Here is a 24,195-nt window from a genome sequence, read left to right as displayed (position 1 = left end):
AAGCCAGACGGCTTTCACCGTCAAACAGGAGAGCACTTATGAACGAAGATCGCATCAGTGGAAACTGGAAGCAGTTCAAAGGAAAAGTGAAAGAGAAATGGGGTCAGCTGACTGACGACGATATGGACGTTGCCGACGGCAAACGCGATCAGCTGCTGGGCCGCATTCAGGAACGCTACGGCTACGGTAAAGACCAGGCAGAAAAAGAGCTGAAAGACTGGGAAGATAGCAACAAGTATCACTGGTAAGTCTCAGCTTCCCGGCACGTCCGTGCCGGGATATTTTGTTTCAGCACATCGCCCTTTTCCCGCTACGTTTATTTCTCTTCCGCTGTTATTTCTGCGCCGGCGCTCGTCAGTCGTTATTATAATGGCCGCTTATGGTCGTCTTTATTTAAACTCAGCAGCGCGACAAAGCTAATCAGTGCGGTAATCATCACGTACCACGCCGGAATATCCGGATTTCCGGTCTGTTTAATCAGCCCTGAAATAATCAGCCCGGCGCAGCCGGAAAATAACGCGTTTGAGAGGGCATAGGCGAAACCCAGGCCGGTGTACCGCACCCGCGTGGGAAACATCTCTGCCAGCATGGCGGGTCCCGGGCCTGCCAGCATGCCGACCAGCGCACCAGCCACAAAGACCACCAGCGCTTTCGTCAATAATCCGGAAGCGGGATTTTGCAACACCCCAAGCAGCGGAAGGGCGAAGATCAGCAGCATAAAGGTGGCAACCAGCATAAGGGTACGCCTGCCGATACGATCGCTCAGCCAGCCGGCGGGCAGAATAGTGGCGGCAAAACCGAGGTTTGAGATCACGGCAATCAGCAGCGCCTGATTAAAGCCGGTATGCAGCGTGGTTTGCAGATAGGTCGGCATAATCACCAGATAGGTGTAGCCCGCGGCTGACCAGACCATCAGGCGGCTGATGGCAAGCGCGATGGCGCGTAATGTGGCGGTGAAAGAAGCGCGTTCCGGCGCCGGAGCCTGCCGCGCAGCGTTAAACTGCGGCGACTCATCCAGCCCGGCCCGCAGCCAGAGTGCAGCGCCTCCCAGCGGCAGCGCCAGCAAAAACGGCAGTCGCCATCCCCAGGCGAACATCGCCTCTTCACCGATAAGCAGCGGAATCAGCGCGACGGTCGCCGCACCGGCCAGCAGGCCGCACGCCACCGTTAGCGACTGCCATGCTCCATACAGGCCCCGTTTGCCTGGCGGGGCGGCTTCCGTCATCAGCGACACCGCGCCGCCATACTCACCACCGGCAAACAGGCCCTGCAGAATCCGCAACAGCGTCAGCATTAACGGCGCGGCAAGACCGATAGCTGCATAGTCCGGCACCAGCCCGATAGCAGCCGTCACCAGCGTCATCATGATCAGTACGCCGATAAGCACCGGTTTACGTCCGTGACGATCGCCCAGCCGGCCAAAAATAATCGCGCCGAGCGGGCGGAAAAAGAACGCCACGGCAAAGGCGGCCCAGGTCAGGATGATACTGGTGCCGGCACGCTCATCCGGCAGCTGGAAAAAGTGCCTGGCAATAATCGGGGCCATAAAGCCATAAACGGCAAATTCATACCATTCGATAAAATTGCCAACCGAACCGGCGACGATAATACGTCGATGCGCTGGCATCATCTGAGCAGGCATAGCCTATCCTTATAGATAAAAGCGTGGAGAAGAGAGCCGTAAAGCGGCATTAAGGCATAGATTTCAACGCGGTGTCTGTGAGGCGCACGCAATTGCAGGCAAAAAAAGGCCACCCGAAGGTGGCCAGCGTGACAGCGTATCAGGCAGGTTTTTGCTGCTTTTTGTGTTTGCGCTGCCGGCGCAGTTTGTCAATCAGGCGATGCGCTTCCGCACGGGTGGCGACCGCAGGTGATGACCCTTTCAGCGGTTTACGCGCCGTTTCGCTCAGCGTCAGCACTGTCAGCAGGCCGATAATCCCGGCGCCCATCATGTAGTAAGCAGGCATCATTTTGTTGTGCGTGGTATCCACCAGCCAGGCTGTGATTAATGGCGTGGTGCCACCAAACAGTGAGACCGAAAGGTTGAAGCCAATCGCCAGCGCGCTGTAACGGATATCGGTGACAAAGAGTGCCGGCAGGGTGGCAGGCATGGTGCCGCTGAAGCAGGTATGCAGCAGACCAAGGATCGCCAGTCCGGCAAAAACCCAGTACATATTACCGGTACCCAGCAGCATAAACGCAGGGATAGCCAGCACAATCAGGCCCAGCGCGCCAAAGCCGATAACCGGTTTACGGCCGAGACGATCGGTAAAGTAACCCCACATCAGCGTCAGTGGCATCATGATAAACATCACCACCATCACCAGCAGCAGGCCGGAGAGTTCGCTCAGGCCGAGGATCCCGGTAAGGTAGCTCGGCATATACGCGGTCAGCATATAGTTGGAGACGTTGAACAGCAGCACCAGCCCGATACACTTCAGCAGCGGTTTGCTCTGGGTACGCAGCATCTGCCAGAGCGTCAGCGGCGGCTTGTTATGCTCCATCTCTTCACGCTGATCCATATGGTCTTTAAATGCCGGCGTCTCTTCCAGCTTCAGGCGAATATAGAGACCAAACAGACCGAGTGGTGCCGCGAGAAAGAACGGAATACGCCAGCCCCACGACATCATCTCATCATGCGGCAGGTACGCAATCATCCCGGTTACCAGGCTGGCACCCAGCAGATAGCCCGCCAGCGTGCCAAACTCCAGGAAGCTGCCCATAAACCCGCGGCGCTTATCGGTTGAATATTCGGCAATAAAGGTTGCCGCACCACCATATTCGCCGCCGGTTGAGAATCCCTGAACCAGACGGGCTACCAGCAGCAGAATCGGCGCCGCAATGCCGATACTGGCGTAGCTCGGGATCAGGCCAATGCAGAAGGTGCCGATGGACATCATTACCATGGTAAAGGCGAGGACTTTCTGACGGCCAAAGCGATCGCCCAGCGGTCCGAACACCATACCGCCAATCGGGCGCACGAGGAACGCGGCGGCAAAGGTACCGAATGAAGCGATAAGCTGCGCGGTGTTACTGGCATCGGGGAAGAAAACCTGACCAATAATCACGGCCAGATAGCTGTAAACACCAAAATCGAACCACTCCATGGTATTACCGAGAGCAGCAGCGCCGACGGCGCGTTTTAAAAGTTTATTGTCGATGACGGTAATATCATCAACGGTCAGATCGGGTTTATTTACTGTTTCAGTGCTCATAGGCTTCCTTTGACAATGAAATAAAAGCGATCTTATAGCTTTCGCAGCCGGTTATTGCGGAGTGGAAAAGAAAGCTATAAGAGGCCAAAAGGCGGACACCTTAGGAGATAATTTTTCTTTACGCAACTTTGTGACCTATATCACTGGCGATAAGCGTAGCGCTGAAGTAAAGAACTGTCAAAAAGCCAGCCGGCGGGATAACAGCTTATCGTGTTAATGCCGAATATCCGTCGGGTTAACGCAATATTATGCTGGACAGGGAAAATACCCAGGCAGATATATCGTAAACAGTGGTTATCACTCTGCGATATACCTGAGTATAAAAAAACGCCGCTTACGGTCGCTATGTCAATTTCTGTCAGAACTCCGCCGCTGTTTCATATGTGACGTTGTCACTTAAGTGATTTTGACCGCAACAAACAGTCACGTAATCGCATAGCGGATAGCGGCAGGATTGGCCAGCAACGGACCCGGCACCCCGATTACTCCGTCGTCATGACGCAGCGTCAGGCATGCATGGGGCGTATGGCCACAGAGAAGTCATCTGACATATAAAAATTCCGGTTCAGGCTGATATTCTGCTGATAACAGAAGAGGGAAGTGCTAAGTATTATTCACGCCCGCGTAGTTGGCCGCCTGAGGCGTAATAAAACAGGTTTCTGGTTAATTCTCTGAGGCGGTGACTGTTTTTTTGTCAGGCAATCAGTAACGTAATAGTTTACGCCGCTGCGCTGGCATCCTGATTCATATTAACTATGGTTATGACTCAAAGAATAAAAGGATGCTCTATGCGTAATCTTATAGTGAGTGGATTCACCGTATTATTGCTGTCAGGATGCGGCGCAAATAACAGTGCGTCACCGGTCAACGCTCCCGGTGCGCCCGTGGCGGGTAAAACCGCGCTGCTGGAGAGCGGCGCGGCCGCACTGCAGTCGCGCCCGCCGATTGATGCAATTAACACCTATCTGGATGGATTTCACTACTACTGTGGTGATAAACAGGGACAGATGGAAGCGCATCACTATGTCACGATCCTCAACGATGATGTGATGCAGGCGGTGATCTTCGACGGCAATAAAAAAGATGCCAAGCTGATGGGCGTTGAATATATCATCAGCGAGCGGCTGTTTAAGCAGCTTCCGGCGGGCGAGAAGAAGTACTGGCACAGCCACCGCTATGAAGTGAAATCAGGCTCTCTGATTGCGCCGGGCATCCCGGACGCCGCTGAACATGCGCTGATGGGCAAAATCGTCAATACCTACGGAAAAACCTGGCACACCTGGCATACTGACCGCGACAAAACCCTGCCGCTGGGCGAGCCAGCGCTGATGATGGGCTTTACCGCCGATGGAGAGATGAACCCGGCGCTGCTGCGCGATCGCGACCAGCGCTTTGGCGTCGACACGCAGAAAATTCGTGCGGCGCGTGCCGATCTCGACGCGCATCCGGTGGCCGCAGGCGCTGATAACTGCCAGCGCGTACATCAGGCGCACTGATTGCCATAAAATCTGTCCGCAGCGTCAGCGCTGCGGATTTTTTTCGCCTGCCGCCCCCGAACCAGGTTAAAAAGAGAGATCGTTTTTCTCTGCCGTAAGGAACCAGACGCATTATGACGCTCAAACGTTATTTCACCAGCGACCAGCTGACGCTTACCACCCGTGTATTACGCTGTGAACCGCAGGATGATGGCCGCTTTCGTCTCATACTCAGTGAAACGCTGTTTCATCCGCAGGGTGGCGGACAGCCCTCCGATCGCGGAACCCTTGCCGGCGCGGCGATGCTGCAGGCGCTGCAGGAGGGCGAGGATATCGCACACTATACCGATCGGCCGGTTGAACCAGGCGAGGCGGAGCTGGTGGTGGATGGCGAGCTGCGCGAGCTGCACTCGCGTTACCACTCTGCGGGTCATTTGATCGCTTATGCCGGAGAGTCATTGGGCTGGCGTGGATATAAAGCCAACCACCGGCCAGGGGAAGGGCGCATTGTTTTTACGGCGCTGGATCAGACTCAGCCGGTTACAGCAGAGGTGCTGATGCAGCGGGCTGCCGCGCTGGTGGCGGGCAACTATCCCCGCGTGCTGGGTGAAGAGGCGGGAAAACGTATGGTGAGCTGGGGTGAGCTGACTCCCTATGCCTGCGGCGGCACGCATGTGCTCAGCACCGGAGAGATCGGTGAGATTGTGATTGGCAAAGTGAAAGAAAAGAAGGGTGAGCTCACGGTACAGTATAGCCTGAGCCATTAAGCGGCATCAGGGGGGGGACTCCGTTCCCGCCCTCATGCCTGCGGCGTTAGCCTTTTCTCAGCCGTGATCCGTCAGCGACTGCGCCGCACAAATCAGCGCCAGATGGCTCAGCCCCTGTGGCATGTTGCCGCGCCACTCATCAGTGCGGACATCGAACATCTCATTAAAGGTTTCAACGTTGCCACGCTGACAAAGTTTATCGAGGATCTCTTCCATCGCCTGCTCTGCCTGCGGAATATCACCCAGCGCGGCCAGCGCTTCCACCAGCCAGAAAGAGCAGGCAATAAAGGTACTCTCCTCCTGTTCCACACCGGAGTAGCGATAAACCATTGCGCTGTTATGTCCCAGATCCTGACGGATAGCGCGATAGGTCGCGCGCATGCGCTCAGGATTCACCTGGTTGCCGTAACGGTGCATCAGCGCCAGCGCCGCATCCAGTTTATCTTCGCTGTCCGGGTAGAAGAGATAAGCCTGTCTGGCCTCGCTCCAGCAGTGCGCCTCCACCCACTCGCTGATGCGATCGCGTTCGCGCTGCCAGCGCTCAAGCCAGGTCGGCTCAATATGTTTCGCTTCTGCCAGCGCCACGGCGCGATCCAGCGCCAGCCAGCACGCCATCTTGGAATGCGTATAGTGATGCTGATCGGGCAGCTCCCAGATCCCGCAATCCTGCTGACGCCATGAATCAGCGCAGTGATTCGCCAGCTCACCCAGCATGCGCGAGGTAGAGAGATCGAGAATGTGACCAGCCTGTATAAACAGATCGGCGGTGGCGAGCATGTCGCCATACATACTGAGCTGAAGCTGATCGCGCGCGTTATTGCCGATGCGTACCGGCTGTGAATGATGGTAACCCCGCAGCGGCGGATAAGATTCAGCCGGAACTTCATCGCCTTCAAGCGTATAGCAGGCGCGCAGCGCGGTGCCGTGACGGATAATCGTTTTCGACAGCCATGAGAAAGCGGCCTTACAATCTTCCAGCGCGCCCAGAAACACAAACGACTTAATAATCAGGCAGGCGTCGCGTACCCACGCATAGCGATAGTCATAATTTTTTTCGCCGCCGATACCTTCCGGCAGGGAAGTCGTGGCCGCCGCCGCCAGTGCGCCGGTAGGAGAGTACCAGAGAAATTTCAGCGACAGCGCCGAACGCCGCACGTGCTTTTCATAGCGCCCCTGATAACTCAGGCTGCGCGTCCAGTCGCACCAGGCGGTGTGGCTGGTTTCAATACGGGTATCGATAGCGCGTAAATCCGGCACCGCCAGCGGTTCGCGCTCGGTGACCAGCAGGGCAACCAGCGCATGACTGCCGGGCGAGGTTTTGAGCGTGGCAGCGATACGTTCGTCGTCCCGCTGCGTAATATGCCACGCGTCACTGGTGCGCAGCATCGCCATCAGATCGGCAATATGATAAACATCGCCCTGTTCAGTGCAGTCCCGCCACGGCGAGCAGGTCTCAGCCAGCGTGCCAAAGCGTAACGTCAGCGTCAGCTCAACGTGGCCTTCAATCCCTTCAACGCGCCGCGCCAGCTCACTCCACGGCAGACGACCGGCCAGCGTGCTGTTTAATGATTCAGTCAGCAGGACTGAACCCTCTGCGGTGATAAAGGTGGTTTCCAGCACGTTACTGTCCGCGCGATAAGCGCGTTCGGTGCGGAAGGGGGCGGCAGGCACAATCTGGAAAAACCCGCCAATCTCCGGATCGAGCAGGCGGTCAAACAGCGGGGCGGAGTCAAGATTAGGTGCACACCACCAGTCGATTGCTCCATCCGGTGCGATAAGCGCAACGGAACGGCCTTCCCCGATGGCAGCGTAATCTCCGAGGCGCGCAAACCCTTCCTCGCGCATCGGCGACTGCAAAATCTGGTTATTCATCATGCTTCCCTGTCAGCTGAAACGACAGCGTGGCTGCCACAGGGGCAGCCACGCTGATATCGGGCAGAATGTGCTATTACAGTGTGCCGGTACCGCCGTCTGAGCACCATACCTGGCCGGAAGTAAAGCCGTTCAGGTTTTCAGCAAAGGTGACATAGAGCGGCGCGATTTCCACCGGCTGGCCCGGACGGCCCATCGGTGCACCGGAACCAAACTGCTGCAGTTTCTCTTCCGGCTGACCACCGCATGCCTGAAGTGGTGTCCAGTATGGGCCCGGTGCCACAGCGTTAACGCGGATCTTCTGTTCCGCCAGCTGTTTAGCCAGCGCTTTAGTAAAGGCGGCAATTGAGGCTTTGGTCTGCGCATAATCAAGCAGAATAGCGCTTGGCTCATAAGCCTGAACGGAAGAGGTATTTATAATAGAGGCGCCCTCTGGCAGATATTCCAGCGCGGCTTTAGTGATCCAGAACATCGCATAAACGTTGGTCTTAAACGTTGCGTCAAAATCTTCCGTCGAGAGTGTGCGAATAGATTCATTAAACTGCTGACGACCGGCGTTATTAACCAGAATATCCAGGCCATCGAGTTTTTCAGCGGCTTCTTTTACCAGCTGCTGGCAAAACGACTCAGAACGGATGTCGCCCGGAATCGCCACGGCTTTGCGTCCTTCGGCTTCAATCAGCTTAACCACTTCCTGTGCGTCTGATTCTTCAGCAGGCAGGTAGTTAATGGCAACGTCCGCACCTTCACGAGCGTAAGCGATAGCCACTGCGCGGCCAATACCTGAATCGCCGCCGGTAATTAGCGCTTTACGTCCGGTCAGGCGGCCTGAACCGCGATAGCTTGTTTCACCGTGGTCGGGACGCGGATCCATCTTACTGGCTAAGCCGGGGAAATCCTGCGACGGCGTGTTAAACGGCGGTTGCGGATATTCATTAGCGATTAGCGTTTTGTTAGTGAACGAATTCATAACGGGCTCCTTGTACAGTGAACGTGTAGAAAATAAGCCTGGCAGAGATGTGATATTTGTCACGTAAAAAAATTACGAATGAATTTTATTTGTGCAATATCCACGCAGTAGAGAAAGTTATTTTTCCTTACAATTTCACTAACGTAATGATTATTTACCCCCTCTTAGTCCACATTTAGAAAATAAGCGAGTCGGCAACATTGCAGAGCAGAAAATTAGCTCTAAGCTCATTGAATAACTTTAATAAATTCCCGGCTTTTTTCCGGGATAAACACAATGAGCACTGTCGTCAACGAGGCGAAAATGAGCGAAGCACTCTGTACCATTATTTATAACGGGGAACGGCTGAGTGGCGCAGCGGATCAACCGCTGATCGATTTTCTGCAGCAGCAGGGAAAAAAACTGCCGCACGTCTGCTATCACCCGGCGCTGCCGCCGCTGCAAAGCTGCGATGTCTGCTGGGTCAGGGCTGACGGAGAGCAGGTGCGTGGCTGTACCCTGCGGACGTATGAAGGCTTGCAGGTGGTCAGCGAAGACGCAGAGCTGGCTGCTGCACAACAGGAAGGCATGGATCGTATTCTGAATCGCCATGAACTTTACTGCACGGTGTGCGAGCACAATACCGGCGACTGCACGCTGCATAATGCGGTAGCCGACATGCACATGCCGATTCAGTTCTATCCCTACGAACGTAAACCCTACAATAAAGATCACAGCAATCCGTTTTATACCTACGATCCCGACCAGTGCATTCTCTGCGGTCGCTGCGTTGAGGCGTGCCAGAACATAGAGGTCAATGAGACACTCTCAATTGACTACAGCGCAGAACACCCGCGCGTATTGTGGGATGGCGGCACGGAGATTGCCGGATCGAGCTGTGTCAGCTGCGGTCACTGCGTCACGGTTTGCCCGTGTAACGCGCTTTTAGAAAAAACCATGCAGCCCGATGCCGGTCCCTTTACCCGCATGGATGAGGATTTAAAGCGACCGTTTATTGATGCCATCAAAAAAATGGAGAAGAGCATCGGCATGGAGCCGATAACCGGCATCTCACTGATTGATGATGCTTTGCGCAAAACGGAAATAAAAAAAACCAAAACGGTCTGCACCTACTGCGGCGTTGGCTGCAGCTTTGAGGTCTGGACGCGCGATCGCCATATCCTGAAAGTCCAGCCGGTCGCTGAGGCGCCGGTAAACGGCATCTCCACCTGCGTAAAAGGCAAATTTGGCTGGGATTTTGTTAACAGCCCGAACCGCCTGACCACGCCACTTATCCGGGAAAACGGAGCATTCCGGCCTGCCAGCTGGGAAGAGGCGCTGAACCGGGTGGCGGAAGGGCTGCGTGCCGTGGCGCATCAGCACGGCGGCGCTGCGATTGGGTTTATTGGCTCCAGTAAAGCCAGCAATGAAGAGGCCTATCTGACACAAAAGATCGCGCGCCTGATTTTTGGCACTAACAATGTCGATAACTCTTCACGCTATTGCCAGAACCCGGCTACCCAGGGGCTGTTCCGCACCGTGGGCTATGGCGGTGATGCCGGCACGCTGCGCGATCTGCAGCAGACCGATCTGATTATCACCGTGGGCAGTAATCTGGCAGAAAACCATCCGGTATTGGCCTCGCACATTAAACAGAGCCATAAACACCGCGGGCAGAAACTGCTGGTGGTGGACCCGCGTAAGCATGAGATGGCGGAGCGCGCCGACTGCTATCTGCGTATCCGGCCTGGTACGGATATGGTCTGGGCCTCTGCGNGGTATTGGCCTCGCACATTAAACAGAGCCATAAACACCGCGGGCAGAAACTGCTGGTGGTGGACCCGCGTAAGCATGAGATGGCGGAGCGCGCCGACTGCTATCTGCGTATCCGGCCTGGTACGGATATGGTCTGGGCCTCTGCGATGGCGAAATATATGTTCGATCATCACTATGCAGATGAGACTTTTCTCTCTGAGCGGGTCAATGATGTTGACGCCTACCGCGCCTCGCTCGCGCCGTTTACGCTTGAGATGGCGAGTGACGTAACCGGTCTGAGCGTAGAGGCCCTCACCGAGGCAGCAGAGATGATCGGCCAGGCAAACAGCGCCTGTATTCTCTGGGCGATGGGGATCACGCAGCACAGCCACGGCGCCGATGCCAGCACGGCACTCTCTAACCTGCTGCTGGTAACCGGCAACTATGGCCGCCCCGGCACCGGTGGCTACCCGATGCGCGGCCATAATAACGTGCAGGGGGCCAGCGACTTTGGCTGTCTGAGCAATGTTTACCCCGGCTATGAAAGCGTAACGGACGATGCGGTGCGCGAGAAGTGGGCGCGCGCCTGGCAGGTTGCGCCGGAAGCGCTCTCTGACGAAGAGGGGCTGGATAACTTCCTGATGATTGAGCACGCCCACGATAAGCGGCTGCGCGCAATGTACATCATCGGCGAAGATACCGCCTTTTCAGACGCTAACTCCACCAAAGTGGATGAAGCGTTCAGCCAGCTCGATTTTATGGTGGTGCAGGACATTTTTATGAGTAAAACCGCGCGCTACGCCGACGTGGTGCTGCCCGGCTGTCCGAGCCTGGAAAAAGAGGGCACATTCGTCAATACCGAGCGCCGTATACAGCATTTTTCCCCGGCGTTTGCTCCGCTGGGTGAAAGCCGGCCTGACTGGCAGATTCTAACCGATCTCGCCGCGCGTCTCGGGCATCACTGGCGCTATCCAAACCCCGGCGCCATCATGGCGGAGGCGGCGGGCATTGCGGATCTGTTTGCCGGTGTGAGCTATGAACAGCTGGTGGGCTGGCAGTCACAGCTCTGGCCGGTGAAAGCCGATGGCAGCAGCACGCCGCTGCTCTATACCGACGCATTTGCGTTTCCGGATGGTAAAGCGCGTCTTTATGCGCTTGAGTGGCAGCCGCCAGAAGAGCAGCCGGACGCAGAGTACGATCTGTTGCTGAATAATGGCCGCATGCTGGAGCATTTCCAGTCCACAAATCAGACCGGGCAGGGCGGACGGATCATGTCGCTGTCACCCAACTGGTTTGTGGAGATTTCGCCGCAGCTGGCGGAAGCGCGCCAGCTGCAGGAGGGTGACTGGGTTGAGATCCGCTCGCGGCGCGGCGCGCTGGAAGTGCCCGTGGTAGTGACCGATCGTGCCGCAGGCAACGTGCTGTTTATCCCGATTCACTATGGCAAACCCGGCGTCAATGGTCTGACCGGTAACCACCACGACCCGGATGTAAATACCCCGGCTTACAAAGAGATTGCCGTCAGCCTGCGCAAACTGGCGCGTCAGCCTCAGCCGCATCCGCTGCCGTTACATAACTTCCGTCACGGTCAGCGCACGCCGCTGGATCATCTGCCGGTGGAGGTGAAATGGCAGCAGCCGGAGTACCGTTTGCCCCCTGAACATGTTTCGCACCCGGAGAAAAGCTAATGGCCGAACCGCTGGACTACCAGCCTGAACCTGCGCGCACTGAACCCACCGCGCAGGAGTCACTCAATACGCTGCTGGAGAATCTGCATCAGCACGGCTTTCTGCGTCTCGCTAATGACGTGGTTAAAGCGAACAACGACATCGGTAAAATCCTTGCTGGCGGGCTGAATCGCCCCGGTACTCAGAACGCCATCCAGAACATTTCGCTGCTGTTTATGATGCTGAGTACTATCCCGCCCGAGCGGTTTAATCATGTGCTGCTGGCGCTGCGCGATGCGCTGGTCGCGATGAAGCCGGCGAGCGAGTCTGTTCAGCAGGAGAAAGCTGCGCCCGGCATCAGAGGCGTGATGAAACTGCTAAATGATGAAGACCTGTGGCAGGGTGTGCGTCCGCTGCTGTCGGCGCTGGAAGTTTTTTCGCGCGAGATGCAGAAAGAGGAGGAGACCCCGATTACCCGCTATAGCGGTAAGCCGACCCGTGAATAGTCAGGAGTGGGTGCTGCTGATTGCCCGTGGTCAGTTTGCGCTGACCATGGGCATGCACATTACGCTGGCAGCACTGACGCTGGGCCTGGCGCCTTTCCTGGTCTGGTTTGAAGCGCGCTGGCTATGGGGGAAGCGCCCTGAAGCGCGGCAGGCGCTGCAGTTCTGGATCAAAATTTTTGCCCTGACGGTGGCTATCGGCACTGTCTCTGGCGTCGTTATGGAATTTCAGTTCGGTACGCACTGGTCCGGGCTGGCGTCACGCGCGGGCGGGGTGATAGGCCCGCTGATGCTGTATGAAGTACTTATCGCCTTTTTTCTGGAGTCCGCGCTGACCGGCGTGATGCTGTTTGGCTTTGATCGGGTTAAGCCTGGCGTCCATTTCACCGTGACCTGTTTTGTGGCGCTGGGCGCCGTGCTGAGCGCGTTCTGGATCCTTGCGGCTAACTCCTGGATGCAGACGCCGGTTGATTTTCATCTGACCGATGATGGTCGTCTGCTGCCCGACAGCGCGTGGACGCTGCTCGCCGCTCCCTCCTTTGGCTGGCGTCTGGCTCATATGCTGCTCGCCTCGGCAATAAGCGTCAGCTTCCTGCTGGGCGGCGTAGCGGCATGGCGCTTACGCCGTCAGCCGGATGAAGCGGCCAGCCGTCTGATGCTGCGCAGCGCGCTGACGGTAGCGCTACTGGCGGTACCGGCGCAGATTGTAGTGGGCGATCTGCACGGTGAAAATACGCGCACCTGGCAACCGGCCAAGCTGGCTGCCATCGAGGGAAGCTGGCACGCCCCGCCGCCGGGTGAAGGAGAGCCGCTGCGGCTGTTTGCCATTCCGGATCAGCAGGCGCAGCGCAATCACGCTGAACTGGCGATCCCGGCGATCGGCTCCCTCTACCTGCGTCACAACCTCAGCGGGCATATTAAAAGCCTGAGCGAGTTTCCGGCAGAGGCGCTGCCGCCCGTATTACCGGTGTTTTTTGCGTTTCGCCTGATGGTGGGATGCGGCGTGCTGATGCTGGTGGTCAGCCTGGCAGCCAACCTGCAGCGCTGGCGCGGCCGTTTATATCATTCGCCGCGGCTGCTGCGTCTGCTGACGCTGATGTCGCCTGCCGGGTTTCTGGCGCTACTGGCTGGCTGGGTGGTTACTGAAATGGGACGTCAGCCCTGGACGGTTTATGGCGTACTGCGTACTGCTGACAGCCTGTCGCCGCTGTCGCTCAGCAGTACGCTGGTCATTTTTATCGCTATCGTGCTGGTCTATACGCTGGGTTTTGCGGCTGGCCTGCTCTATTTGGTGCGTCAGATCAACGCACCGCTGCCTGACGATCCCGACGTGGCCGCCGAACGCGTCGAAACACCAGCCTGAGGAGCTGATGATGCTTGCCGATCTCTCTGCCGCCGTGCTGATTTTTTCACTGCTGATGTATCTGGCGCTGGATGGCACCGATCTTGGCGTGGGCATGCTGTTTTACGCTTTTGACACGCCACAGCATCGGCAGTGGATGGCACACAGTCTGCTGCCGCTATGGGATGCTAACGAGACCTGGCTGGTGCTGATGGCCGGGGGGATGCTGGCGCTATTTCCTGCGCTCTATAGTCTGCTGCTGCAGACGCTGATGGTGCCGGTATTTCTGCTGCTGCTGGCGCTGTTTCTGCGCGCGCTGGCGCTGGCGTATCGCGCACAGGTGAGTACGGCATGGCGCGCTTGGCTTGACCGTCTGATGATAGCCAGTTCGCTGGTGGCAGCCTTTCTGCCCGGCTGGATAAGCGGCCTGATTCTGGTTTCGCGTCCGCCCGCCGGGATTGTTATCGATCTCTCGCTGGCACCGCTGCTGTGTGGCGCCGGCGTGGTAGCGGTCGATCTGCTGATGGGCTGCTGCTGGGTCTGCTGGCGTCTGGGTGAGGCGGCGGGAGAACGCGCCCGATCACTTGCCGTGCTGGTATGGACCTGCACGGTGATATGTCTGACAGGCGTGATACTGCTGGAGCCGACGCTATGGCAGCTAAGCTGGCAGCGCGAGCCTGGCCGGCTTATTCTGATCGCGATCCCGCTGCTGATTGTGCTTCAGGCCATATTACTCTGGCGCGAAGCGATGGTGGCGCTGCTGATGACAACGCTGCTGCTTATCGGCGCAGTGGTCACCGCTCTGGCGTTCGGCCTCTATCCGTGGCTGCTGCCGTTTCAGCTGCGTATTCAGGAAGAGGCCTCGTCGCCGGTGACGCAGGGCGTGGTGCTGACCGGCATGCTGATTTTCCTGCCGCTGACGCTGGCCTACCACAGCTGGTCCTTTTGGGTATTCAAACGCCGCCATCAGCGCTAAGTTTACGGCTGGTCTGCGGGTATACGCATAAACCAGGTTCCCTGCAGCGGCATGCGTAAAAAATCGCGAAACAGCGTTTCCAGCGTCTGCTGAGGATCGACGTCAGCGAAACGCTGCGGATAGAGCGTTTTAGCCATAAATTCTGCTGCAACGACGTGCCACGGGCTGAGATAAAAATTCATCCACAGCGCGCCCGCCTGACCATTATGCAGCGCTTTCAGCCCGCGCAGCCCTTTTTGCTGTCCGGTCAGTTGCTGAAAACTCTGCAGCGCAACGTCAGGCGCGATCTCTGGCCCAAGCTTCAGCCGGCCGCTGCTCTGATTGTCGCTAAAACCGGTAGCAAAGTAGTAGTCAGGCTGCGCGGCAATCACGCTCTCTTCACTCAGGCGGGCAAACACGCCCTGCCGGGTACGGGCGGCGATGTTGACGCCTCCGGCCAGGCGCAGAAGTTCGCCCAGACTGCCGTTGATTGACGTCACGCAGCACTCATTGCGGCGTCCCAGATGGAGGTGCAGCAGTACTTCAGGGCGCGCACCGTGAAAATCAGCAAGCCGCTCCTCAATGACCCGCATATGAGCGGCATAAAACCGGTTAAATGCGGCTGCCCGCGCCTGCTGGTTAATAACCTCACCCAGGATCTCCACGCTGCGTCGGGTATTCTTCAGCAGCTGAACGCGCAGATCGATCTTCACGACCGGAATATGTGCCGCCTGCAGTACCGCGAGCAGACGCGCGTCAGCATCATCATAGCGTGCCAGGCTGGGTAAAATGACGACGTCGGGACGCAGCGCAATAATCTGCTCCGGGTTAATCGCCGCCGGGCCACCGCTGCCCAGTGACGGAACCGCCTCAATTTGCGGAAAACGCCGCGCAAAGCTGCGCCACATCTGCGCATCATATTTCTGCAGATCGCGTGGCCAGCCCACAATGTGCTGCAGCGGATTATCAGGCGCCAGCAGCGCCAGCGTGTAAAGCATACGGCTCTCGCCGAGCACAATGCGCTGCGGGCTGTCGGGTATTGTCACCGAATGGCCGTCAATATCGGTGAGCGTTTTTGCCTGCGCCAGCGGGCTTAGCAGTAGCCCGGCTAACAGCAGCAGGCTGGCGAAAAAGAGTGAATCAGAACGCAATGCTCGCCTCCGCCACCAGATTACGGGTCTCGCCTTCACGTACGCGCAGGTTGCCACCGCTGGAGGTGTAGTAGTGTTTATCAAACAGGTTGTTCAGGTTCAGCTGAAGCCGGGTTTTATGCCCGGAAAGGGTACTGTTCCAGGCAATAAAGGTGTCGGCTACCGTATAGTCAGGCAAAGTAAAGCTGTTCTCCGGATCGCCCGCACGTGCACCGACATAGCGGGCGCCACCCCCGATGCGGAAATCACCCGGAATGCCGGGCAGCGCCAGCGTGTGGGTTAACCAAAGCGCTCCGGCGTGACGGGGAGCGTTCTGCAGCCGGTTGCCGTTATTGGCCCTGTTTACGCCATCGTCAGTGATCTCCGCTTTATCATAGCTATAACTGGCGCTGATCTCCCAGCCGGCAGCCACTTCCCCGTTCAGCTCCGCTTCTGCGCCTGTGGATCGCGCCCGATTGATGGTGCGCGTGGTGCCATTGATGCTGAGTGACATATCGCGCTCATCAATGCGGTAAAGCGCCAGGCTGGCAAACAGCGTTGGCGTGATTTGCCACTTGCTGCCCGCTTCCCAGCTGGTGCCCTGTTCAGGTTTGCCCACCCGTCCCGCATCATCCACCTCGGTTGAGGGGGTGAACGATTTGCTGACGCTGGTATAGAGCGAGATATCCGGCGTGAGTTTGTAGATCGCGCCTGCCTGCGGCAAAAATTTGTTGCCGCTGCTCTCCAGCGTCTGCACGATAGGGTCGGATCCCTTTGAGGCGCGCTGTTCATAATGCTGATAGCGGCCGCCTGCGACCAGGGTCCAGCGATCGTTGATCGCTACGCTATCTTTGGCGTAAAGCGAACGGCTGTGAATGCGGTTCAGCAGCCGGGCATTTGCGCGGCGCTCGGTAGTGGCATCCGTGACCGGCGCAAGCAGATCGTAATGCGGGCCGGCAAGCGTAAACCCGCGATTCGCTTTGCCCTGATACTGCCGCGCCCGCAAGGTCTGATTCATCTCATAATCGGTGCCCGCTACCAGCGTGTGCGTCATGCCGGCAAGCTGCTGCATACCGGTCAGATCCCAGGCGATATATTTTGTCTGATGGTTAAAACCGCGATTGGCGTCAGCGCGACGCGTCACAACCCCGCTGTCCGGATCGATGGCGGTAACGCGCACTTCATTATTATCATACTGGCGCTGGTTCCAGCCCAGCGTCACACGCGTGCTCCAGTCGTCACTGAACTGCCAGTCGTAGTGGGTGTTAAGCGTTTTATTATGGCCCCAGGCGTGGCCAGCTTTATCATCCAGCCGATCTCTGTAGCCGATATCAACCGGGCGGTTATGGATAAACGCCGTACCGCGATCGTAAGGAATATTATACTGGTAATCTTCGTAACTCAGCAGAAAGCTGGCTTTCTCGCCATACCACTGCAGCGAGGGTGCGATCAGCCGGTGTTTATCACGGCCAAAATTACGCCAGTAATCCCGGTTCTGCTGCTCTGCGACCAGACGGAAAGCAAAACCGTTATCCAGTGGTCCGGTGATATCGAACGTACCGCTGCCGCCGCCGCTGCTGGCGGTCCGGCCGCTCAGCGCGGTACGCCACTCATAAAGCGGTTTTTTGCTGATGATATTGATGACGCCGCCCGGATTCTGGATGCCGTAGAGCAGTGAAGCGGATCCTTTCAGTACTTCAACCCGCTCCGTTGCTGCGTTGACATTGAGGCCCTGACTGCTGCGTATGCCATCGCGATAGACAGAGCCGTCGCTGTTGCCGCCAAACCCGCGGCGCACAAAGCCATCTTCTGTGCCTGCCAGCGTATTACCTTCGCTTACGCCGCTGACAAAGCGCATCGCCTCCGCCAGGCGGCTTACCTGGTAATCCTCCAGCTGTTGCGGCGTTACGATGCTGACTGACTGGATCTCATCAAGCCGCGCAACGGGCAGTTTGCTGCTGACGGTGCTGCTGCCGGCGCTGTAGCCGGACGCGGTTTCACTATCAGCCTGAACCGTCAGCGTGGTTTCCTGCTCTGCGGCATTTGCCGTAACGGAGACGGGGATAAGCCCCTGCAGCGCAACATATAAGGCAGGGCGTAACGCCTTTGGTACAAAAGTAGAGGAAATAAGCATGTCAGCAAACCTGGTAAAGAAGGAATGTTCCGTCATAAAGCCATCAGCAAAACCTGCCGCGTGCGGGCAGGCAGAATAATCATTCAGAGACCATAATGCAGGCTTGAATGTAATTGAGAATCATTCAAACATGAAAGGATGTAGTAGTAAACGGATATAATGCAGGTAATACTACAGTTAACCGGAATCTGCTTAATTACTGATTTGTGGAAAATATTTGTTATTATCAAGGCTTTAATAAATGATCGATAAAGAGATTACGTTTTCTGTGAGTAAAGTGAATATGGCGTGCTTCATTATCATGTGGCTATCCACTACAAAAAATCCGCCTTTCACAGCGGGTAATGCTATGAGGCTCAGGACATGGCGCTGAAAAAAAAGGGTGTCCGGACAGATATTTTTGGCGATCGCTGCCGGGCACGTATCGCCAGCCTCTCTCCCCGTTTGCAGACGGTAGCCCGCTATATTGATGCGCATCGTGAGAGCGTGGCGGAAGCGACGGCTATCGATATTGCCACCGCAACGGGTACGTCTGATGCGACGGTGATCCGTGCCGTACAGGCGCTGGGCTTTACGGGCCTGCGCGATCTTAAGCTCACGCTGGCGGAGTGGGCGGGGCCGGCCATTAACTCTGCGGCAAAGATGAGCGCGACCGTAAGCGAACTGGCCTGCGATATTAATGCCAGCATCGATTTTGTTCTGCTGGGACACCAGCAGGCGTGTCACGCGCTGGCACAGCCCGAAAACCGTCAGGCGGTGGCACAGGCGGTAGCGCTGCTGAGCGAAGCGCGTCAGGTTGCCCTCTTTGGCATCAACGCCTCAGGTATTCTTGCAGACTACAGCGCCCGTATGTTCAGCCGTATCGGGCTGCCCGCCACAACCCTGAACCGCACCGGTATTGCGCTGGCAGAGCAGTTGCTGAGCCTGCAGCGTGGGGATGTGCTGCTGATGATGGCGCAGAAATCGGCGCATCGTGAAGGGATCACGGCGCTGAAGGAGGCGAGAAGGCTGGGTATTCCTGTCATTCTGCTAACGCACGCGATGGAGTCTGCCTTTGCGCGCGAGGCAGATATCGTGATCAATGTACCCCGCGGCGGGGAGGGAGGCCGTATGCCGCTGCACGGGACCGTACTGGTCTGTCTTGAAATGCTTATCCTGTCGGTTGCCTCAGTCAATGCCGGACGCACGGTGAAAACCATGAAGCGGATTCAGGAGCTAAACCGATCGCTTAAGCCCGGCACTAAACGCTAAGTGTGAACCGATCGTGAACGTCTGGCGCGCGCAAAATTCACGAAAAATAACACCCGGCGGTGCGGTTTTATCGCTATAAATGCAGGCAAAAGAAGGGGTTTTTATGCGTGCATTTCTGACAACTATTATCCTGTTTTCAACACTCGTTCTGACCAGCCCGGTTAGCAGAGCGGCTGACGCCATGGCGTTCTGGTCAGCATCGCGGCACGGGGCCAACAGTTTTAACCGGCTGCCACCTGACAGCGCATATTTTAAAGCCCTGCATGACTACGGTGCCAGCTGGGTACGCCTCTCCTGGGATAAGTGGCCCACGCAGCAACGCGATTTTTTGCTGGGTAACGCAGATGAGTATCGCGGGCTGGACGCCGGCGATCTGCAGACGCTTATCCTCACCCTCGACCGCGCCTGGGCGGCGGGCCTGCGCGTGGTGATTACGCCTCTCTCTCTGCCCGGCATGCGCTGGGCGCAGAATAACGAGGGGACATTTGACGATCGGCTCTGGCAGGATAAAGCCTGGTGGGATGCCAGCGTGCGCTACTGGCGCGACCTGGCTGCTGCTCTGCGCCATCATCCCGCTATCGCCGCCTATAACCTTATCAATGAGCCCGCGCCGGAAAAAAATGGCGGGCTGGCAGAGCACGCCAGCAGCGAGGCGATGGCGCGCTGGTATCAGCAGCAGCGTGGCGGAAGCCGCGATCTGCCGGCGTTTTATGCCGCGCTGATAGCCGCTATTCGTGAAGCAGATGCCGTCACACCGATAATGGTCGACAGCGGCTGGTATGCAGCCGCCGATGCGTTTGACTACTGGCCTGAGGCGCTGCACGACACGCGCATACTTTACAGCGTGCACATGTATGAACCCTATGCTGCGACCAGCGCACCCAATGCCCGGCGTAAAAAACCCTGGCCCTATCCGGGTTACGTCCCTTTTGGCGATGATATGCAGCAGTGGGATGCGGCGCGTATCGCGGACTATCTGGCACGCCCTTTTGACTGGGCCGCACGTAACGGGATCGATAAGCGGCAGCTGGTGATTAGCGAGTTTGGCTGCGTGCGCACGCTGGCCGGTTGCACCCGCTACCTGGAAGATGTGCTGACGGTGCTCGACAGCCATGACTCGCACTGGGCGTTCTACAGCTTTCGTGAAGATAGCTGGGACGGCATGGATTATGAGCTGGGTCGTCAGAAGGTGCCGTGGCGTTACTGGCAGGCGGCAGAGAAAAATCTGCCCGATACCCTGCCGCGCAGCGCCACAAAAGAGTTTGAGCCGATACGCAAGCGTCTGGCCGCTCAGTAAGGCGTGCCGGGCCATGCGGCCCGGCACGCCCCGCCTCAGGCGATAGTTTTGCGATTGCTGAGCAGATCTTTCACGCTCTCTGCTACCCGCTTGCCCGCCAGGAAAGCGTGATCCGAATTGTAATACTCCCATTCGCTGTAGCGCCCGGCCAGATGGATACTTTGCGTAGCCAGCCAGCTACGGATCAGCGCCACGTTGGCACTGCGCGCGTGATCGTAAACAACATAGGCGTACGGCATGTTTACGATGCTGCTGGTAAGGATCTCATCATCCTCATTGATAATGCCTACCCGGATACAGTCATCGATACAGCGCTGGATCAGCGCTTCACCCTCACAGGGCAGCGGCTGATCGTCACGCCAGGTGATTTCACAGGTCAGACCGAATCCGCCCGGAGGATTACAGTGCGGGCTGGCATTACCCTGCAGGAAGATGCGGTGGAACAGCGTGTCTCCCGGATAGTAGATCCAGTGCTTTTCACTGATCGCCGGACGTCCGATACCAAGATTAACGCAGCAGACAGAGGTATGACGTAGCTGAGAAGCGGCCTGCTGTACCGCCTGCGGCGCGCGGGCGCCCATCAGACGCACCAGTTCCGGTAAGGGCAGCGTGCTGATGAGCTGGTCATACTGCAGATGCCGGCCGTCGCTGAGCGTAACGCTGCGCGACTGTGGCTGAATCTCCGCTACCGCCGTTCCGGTCTCCAGCGTACAGCTAAGATGAGGCAGGAAACCGTTCATCAGCGCCTGAAAGCCGCCGCGCAGCGGATAGCCGAAGCGCGCATTGGGTCCAACCGGTTTCTCCAGCGGTGCAAGTGCACCACTGACGATTTGTGCCAGATCCGGCAGAGGTACGCGACCGCCCAGCCATGAGGTCTCCATACTGGCAAGCGGCGTTTTCCATAGCTTACGGTTATAGGGAACGGCAAAATGACGGGCGATGCCTTTGCCCCAGACGCGATAGATAAAATGTTCAAAATCTTCACTGTCGCGCTGTTCAGTAATGCAGCTCTCATCCGCTACCACGCCGTCAGCACAGCAGTCGCGCGATGCGTCTGCGCCGGGCAGTATGGGGGTATCGTTTTCTGCGGCACCGTAGCGCGCTTCAATCGCGCCCAGCACACATTCACTAATCACCTCCGGCGGCAGGCCGTGCAGCGCTGACTGGAACGGATAGCGCGTATAGACATCGTGGCTATAGACCCAGGCTTCCCGCATCTGCCAGTGCTGATTCTCACCCAGCAGCAGATCGTACAACTCCAGCACGTAGGGATCGTTGGAGAACATGATGTGACCGGCATAGTCGAAGGTAAAGCCCTTGTCTTCTATTGAGCGGCACCAGCCGCCTGGCGATTCATTTTTTTCCAGTACGACGGCTCCTTTGCCGTAATGATAACCGGCACTCAGGCCGGTAGGCCCTGCGCCGAGGATCAGGCACTCAACCGGATGCAGCGTGACCGGCTGCGTGCGTTCAGCGGGTGTAGCGGCCTGCGTCGCAGGCTGCGCGGGCTGACGCTTAATGGCGCTGAGGTGCTGCTGCATCTGCGCCACCGTATTATCCCAGGACGTTGCGGCCACTACGGCAGCCATCGCTTCAGCCTGCATATGACGCCGTTCAGCTGTCTGGCGCAGAGCGTGTTCACAGCCCTGAATAAAGGCTTCCTGCGAATCTGCTATTGTCACGACGTCAGCATACTGGCGCGCCACGTCAGCGATCGCTGTGCTGACAATCGGCAGCTGCGCGGCCATATACTCCAGAACCTTTGTCGGGCTGATAAAGCGCGTGGAGGCATTCAGTGCGAACGGCATCAGGCAGACATCCCAGCCCGCCAGAAACTGCGGCAGGGCGGCATAAGGCTGCTGTCCGAACCAGTGCAGGTTTTTGCGCTGCGGCAGCGACGCAGGATCGATCTTGACCACCGGTCCCACCATAATGATCTGCCAGTCAGGGTGCGCGTCAGCCAGCGCGGTGACCAGCGGCAGATCCATGCGCTCATCAATCACACCGTAGTAGCCCAGGCGCGGTTTAGGCAGAAACTGCTGCAGCGGATGACCGTTGCTGCGGTCGAGCGCCTGTGCAAAATGCCCGGCATCCACGCTGCTGGGAAAACAGTGAACGCGGGCGTGCCGATCTTTTTTCGCTTCATACAGGCTGCGTCCGCCGGTAAAGACCAGGTCAGCACGGCTCAGAAGGGCCGATTCGCGCTGCTGCAGCTGACGCGGCGCCTGGTCAAACGCGGAGAGCTCATCCATACAGTCATAAATGATCCCACGGCTGTTAAACGCGCTAAGCAGCGGCAGCGCCATTGGCGTGTAGAACCAGACCAGCGGTTCAGTGCCAGGCTCCAGCAGGTTGCTGAGCAGTGGCTGCAGTAGCGCAATCTGATCGTCATGAAAACCGGGGGCGTGTATCGGCGTATGCGGCTCGACCACGGTGACATTGGCCGCCGGCTGCGAGGTGCGTAATCCCGCTTCACCCGTCTGATAAACCGGCTCTTCAATAAAAATAATCCGGTGGTGCTGTGCCAGGCGTGAAAGCACATGCTGCGGCCGCTGAAACACAAATCCCCAGCGCAGATGACTAAATACCACCAGTACAGATTGATTCATGACGAACTCCTTTGGCCCAGCGGCCGGTGTGAGAAACCCCTGAAAACGCGCGAGTGCGCGTTGTGATTGCCGCAGTGCGGCAGCATAAGCGTGGTTAAGCAGGCGAACGTTTTGCGAATCGCTATCCCACAGGCCGCTATGCGGCCAGTGCGTAAGATCTTCCCAGAGAGGCCGATCGATAATCGGGTAGAGGCAAATGCCGCGGATATCACAGCCCGCCAGCTGCGCCTGCGCGACCTGGCTGGTGATATGGGTCATCCAGGCCGCGCGGCCACTGCCGACGTGGCTGGTTTCTGCCAGCAGCAGGGGGCGCTGATAGCGCGCCGTGAGACGGGCAAGCATATCGGATAACGGAATACGCCGGGCATCGTCCAGATGCCACTCCAGCCGCTGGCCGGTCTGCGCCAGCCACTGGTTACCGTGATAATAGTTGGCTCCGATCAGATCCAGATAGCGCGGCGACCCGCCCAGCTCCGGTTCACGCAGTCCTGCCAGCATATCCCACGCCTGATACTGCGCGGCTGTCAGAGCGGCGGCATGCTGCTGCGCGTGTTCGCTTTCATCCTCCGGCACCACGTGGATAATAGGATCGCAGTGCAGAAAACGTGCGCGCGGATCGACGGCCAGGATGGCATCACAGCCCGCCAGGGCAGCGCGTACCAGCTGACGCTTAATGGCGTCGGGGTCGCTATCGGCGCTGTCACCAAACAGTCCCACTGAAATGCCCCAGGCAAAAAAAGAGAGCTCATTAACCGGTGAGTAAACCGGGGGCACGTCACGGTAAAACCCGGCCAGACAGGTCGCAACCTGATGGCAGAACCGCGCAAAACGCGGCACGAACTCAGGCGAGAACAGCGTGAGATCGTCCGGCCAGCCATAGTGGCTCAGCGTCCAGTTCACCTGAATACCCTGCTCTCTGGCCGACTGCATGCAGCGGGTCAGACGGGCAAAGGTACGCTGTGGGTCGGCCTCAGCCAGCCGCCAGCCCACGCTTTCACGCACTGAACGAATATTAAATGCAGCGAGCGCGGCATAATCCGTTGCAATATGCACGTCGTGTGCATTGATTGCATTCATATCTAGAGCAATTCCGGCGGGATTAATATGATCGGCACCTTCAAAACCGGCCTGCCAGAAGCTGGAAAATGGCAACATTTAATTCTCCTGGAAAACAGGACAAAACAGCAGCCCTGTAAAGTAAATTACAGGACCAGCTTTAATTGAAATTAATCAGGGCTGTGACTGGATAAATAAAAAGGCTGCCAGCGGGTTAC

Annotated in this window: 15 protein-coding genes and 2 pseudogenes; 10 read left to right on the top strand and 7 right to left on the bottom strand. The window is 57.4% G+C overall.

The genetic code is table 11. The features are described 5' to 3' along the window. Positions 1–38 precede the first annotated feature (38 nt). Entirely contained in the window at positions 39–248 is a 210-nt protein-coding gene (locus F3I15_RS04100; protein ID WP_065647325.1) for a CsbD family protein, read from the top strand. Between the two features lie 116 nt (positions 249–364). Here F3I15_RS04100 and F3I15_RS04095 read toward each other — a convergent pair whose 3' ends face one another. Then, complete coding sequence (locus F3I15_RS04095; RefSeq protein ID WP_150016663.1) at positions 365–1,642, bottom strand: MFS transporter; 1,278 nt, start codon at positions 1,640–1,642, stop codon at positions 365–367. Between the two features lie 139 nt (positions 1,643–1,781). Further along, positions 1,782–3,215 (bottom strand): glycine betaine/L-proline transporter ProP, encoded by a 1,434-nt coding sequence (gene proP, locus F3I15_RS04090; protein WP_150016662.1) that lies wholly within the window; start codon positions 3,213–3,215, stop codon positions 1,782–1,784. 788 nt (positions 3,216–4,003) lie between these two features. Between proP and F3I15_RS04085 the strand changes: the two genes are divergently transcribed. Both F3I15_RS04085 and F3I15_RS04080 read left to right on the top strand, forming a co-directional pair. Next, on the top strand, positions 4,004–4,711 hold the full coding sequence (locus F3I15_RS04085) for an OBAP family protein (RefSeq protein WP_150016661.1): 708 nt from the start codon (positions 4,004–4,006) through the stop codon (positions 4,709–4,711). Between the two features lie 113 nt (positions 4,712–4,824). Next, on the top strand, positions 4,825–5,457 hold the full coding sequence (locus F3I15_RS04080) for an alanyl-tRNA editing protein (protein ID WP_150016660.1): 633 nt from the start codon (positions 4,825–4,827) through the stop codon (positions 5,455–5,457). A gap of 57 nt (positions 5,458–5,514) precedes the next feature. Here the strand turns inward: F3I15_RS04080 and F3I15_RS04075 are convergent, their stop codons facing one another. Beyond that, on the bottom strand, positions 5,515–7,329 hold the full coding sequence (locus F3I15_RS04075; RefSeq protein WP_150017177.1) for a glycoside hydrolase family 15 protein: 1,815 nt from the start codon (positions 7,327–7,329) through the stop codon (positions 5,515–5,517). A gap of 76 nt (positions 7,330–7,405) precedes the next feature. After that, positions 7,406–8,299, bottom strand: a complete 894-nt coding sequence (locus F3I15_RS04070; RefSeq protein ID WP_040113858.1) for an SDR family oxidoreductase — start codon at positions 8,297–8,299, stop codon at positions 7,406–7,408. Between the two features lie 303 nt (positions 8,300–8,602). Between F3I15_RS04070 and F3I15_RS04065 the strand changes: the two are divergent. The 5 genes and pseudogenes from F3I15_RS04065 to F3I15_RS04045 all read left to right on the top strand — a co-directional run. Then, positions 8,603–10,042, top strand: a pseudogene (locus F3I15_RS04065) (molybdopterin-dependent oxidoreductase); the annotation flags it as partial. A gap of 29 nt (positions 10,043–10,071) precedes the next feature. Next, a pseudogene (locus tag F3I15_RS04060) lies at positions 10,072–11,721 on the top strand (molybdopterin oxidoreductase family protein); the annotation flags it as partial. Continuing rightward, the gene (locus F3I15_RS04055; RefSeq protein WP_040113859.1) at positions 11,721–12,206 is read left to right on the top strand and encodes a DUF1641 domain-containing protein; all 486 of its coding nucleotides are present in this window, start codon (positions 11,721–11,723) and stop codon (positions 12,204–12,206) included. The pseudogene F3I15_RS04060 and the gene F3I15_RS04055, both read left to right, overlap by 1 nt. Then, positions 12,199–13,566 (top strand): cytochrome ubiquinol oxidase subunit I, encoded by a 1,368-nt coding sequence (locus F3I15_RS04050; RefSeq protein WP_150016659.1) that lies wholly within the window; start codon positions 12,199–12,201, stop codon positions 13,564–13,566. Before F3I15_RS04055 ends, F3I15_RS04050 begins: the two co-directional genes overlap by 8 nt. A 7-nt stretch (positions 13,567–13,573) precedes the next feature. After that, positions 13,574–14,521: a cytochrome d ubiquinol oxidase subunit II gene (locus tag F3I15_RS04045; RefSeq protein ID WP_150016658.1), complete on the top strand. Its 948-nt coding sequence runs from the start codon at positions 13,574–13,576 to the stop codon at positions 14,519–14,521. Between the two features lie 2 nt (positions 14,522–14,523). Here F3I15_RS04045 and F3I15_RS04040 read toward each other — a convergent pair whose 3' ends face one another. Together F3I15_RS04040 and F3I15_RS04035 are read right to left on the bottom strand one after the other, a co-directional pair. After that, a complete protein-coding gene (locus F3I15_RS04040; protein WP_223810663.1) occupies positions 14,524–15,651 on the bottom strand; it encodes an ABC transporter substrate-binding protein in 1,128 nt (375 codons plus the stop codon). Continuing rightward, positions 15,641–17,764 (bottom strand): TonB-dependent siderophore receptor, encoded by a 2,124-nt coding sequence (locus tag F3I15_RS04035; protein ID WP_150016657.1) that lies wholly within the window; start codon positions 17,762–17,764, stop codon positions 15,641–15,643. Before F3I15_RS04035 ends, F3I15_RS04040 begins: the two co-directional genes overlap by 11 nt. A gap of 363 nt (positions 17,765–18,127) precedes the next feature. On the opposite strand from F3I15_RS04035, the gene F3I15_RS04030 reads away from it, so the two are divergent. Together F3I15_RS04030 and F3I15_RS04025 are read left to right on the top strand one after the other, a co-directional pair. Continuing rightward, positions 18,128–19,015 carry a MurR/RpiR family transcriptional regulator gene (locus F3I15_RS04030; RefSeq protein WP_150016656.1) on the top strand — a complete coding sequence of 296 codons (888 nt, stop codon included), beginning with the start codon at positions 18,128–18,130 and terminating at the stop codon, positions 19,013–19,015. A gap of 103 nt (positions 19,016–19,118) precedes the next feature. Continuing rightward, on the top strand, positions 19,119–20,312 hold the full coding sequence (locus F3I15_RS04025) for a glycoside hydrolase family 5 protein (protein ID WP_150016655.1): 1,194 nt from the start codon (positions 19,119–19,121) through the stop codon (positions 20,310–20,312). Positions 20,313–20,347: 35 nt separating this feature from the next. Here the strand turns inward: F3I15_RS04025 and F3I15_RS04020 are convergent, their stop codons facing one another. Next, a complete protein-coding gene (locus tag F3I15_RS04020) occupies positions 20,348–24,076 on the bottom strand; it encodes an FAD-dependent oxidoreductase (protein WP_150016654.1) in 3,729 nt (1,242 codons plus the stop codon). Between the last annotated feature and the right edge of the window lie 119 nt (positions 24,077–24,195).

It is taken from the genome of Pantoea sp. M_9, assembly GCF_008631385.1.
GTDB lineage: Bacteria > Pseudomonadota > Gammaproteobacteria > Enterobacterales > Enterobacteriaceae > Pantoea > Pantoea eucrina.
Note: the sequence above shows the minus strand (reverse complement) of the source record. Positions and strands in the feature narration are given on the sequence as shown.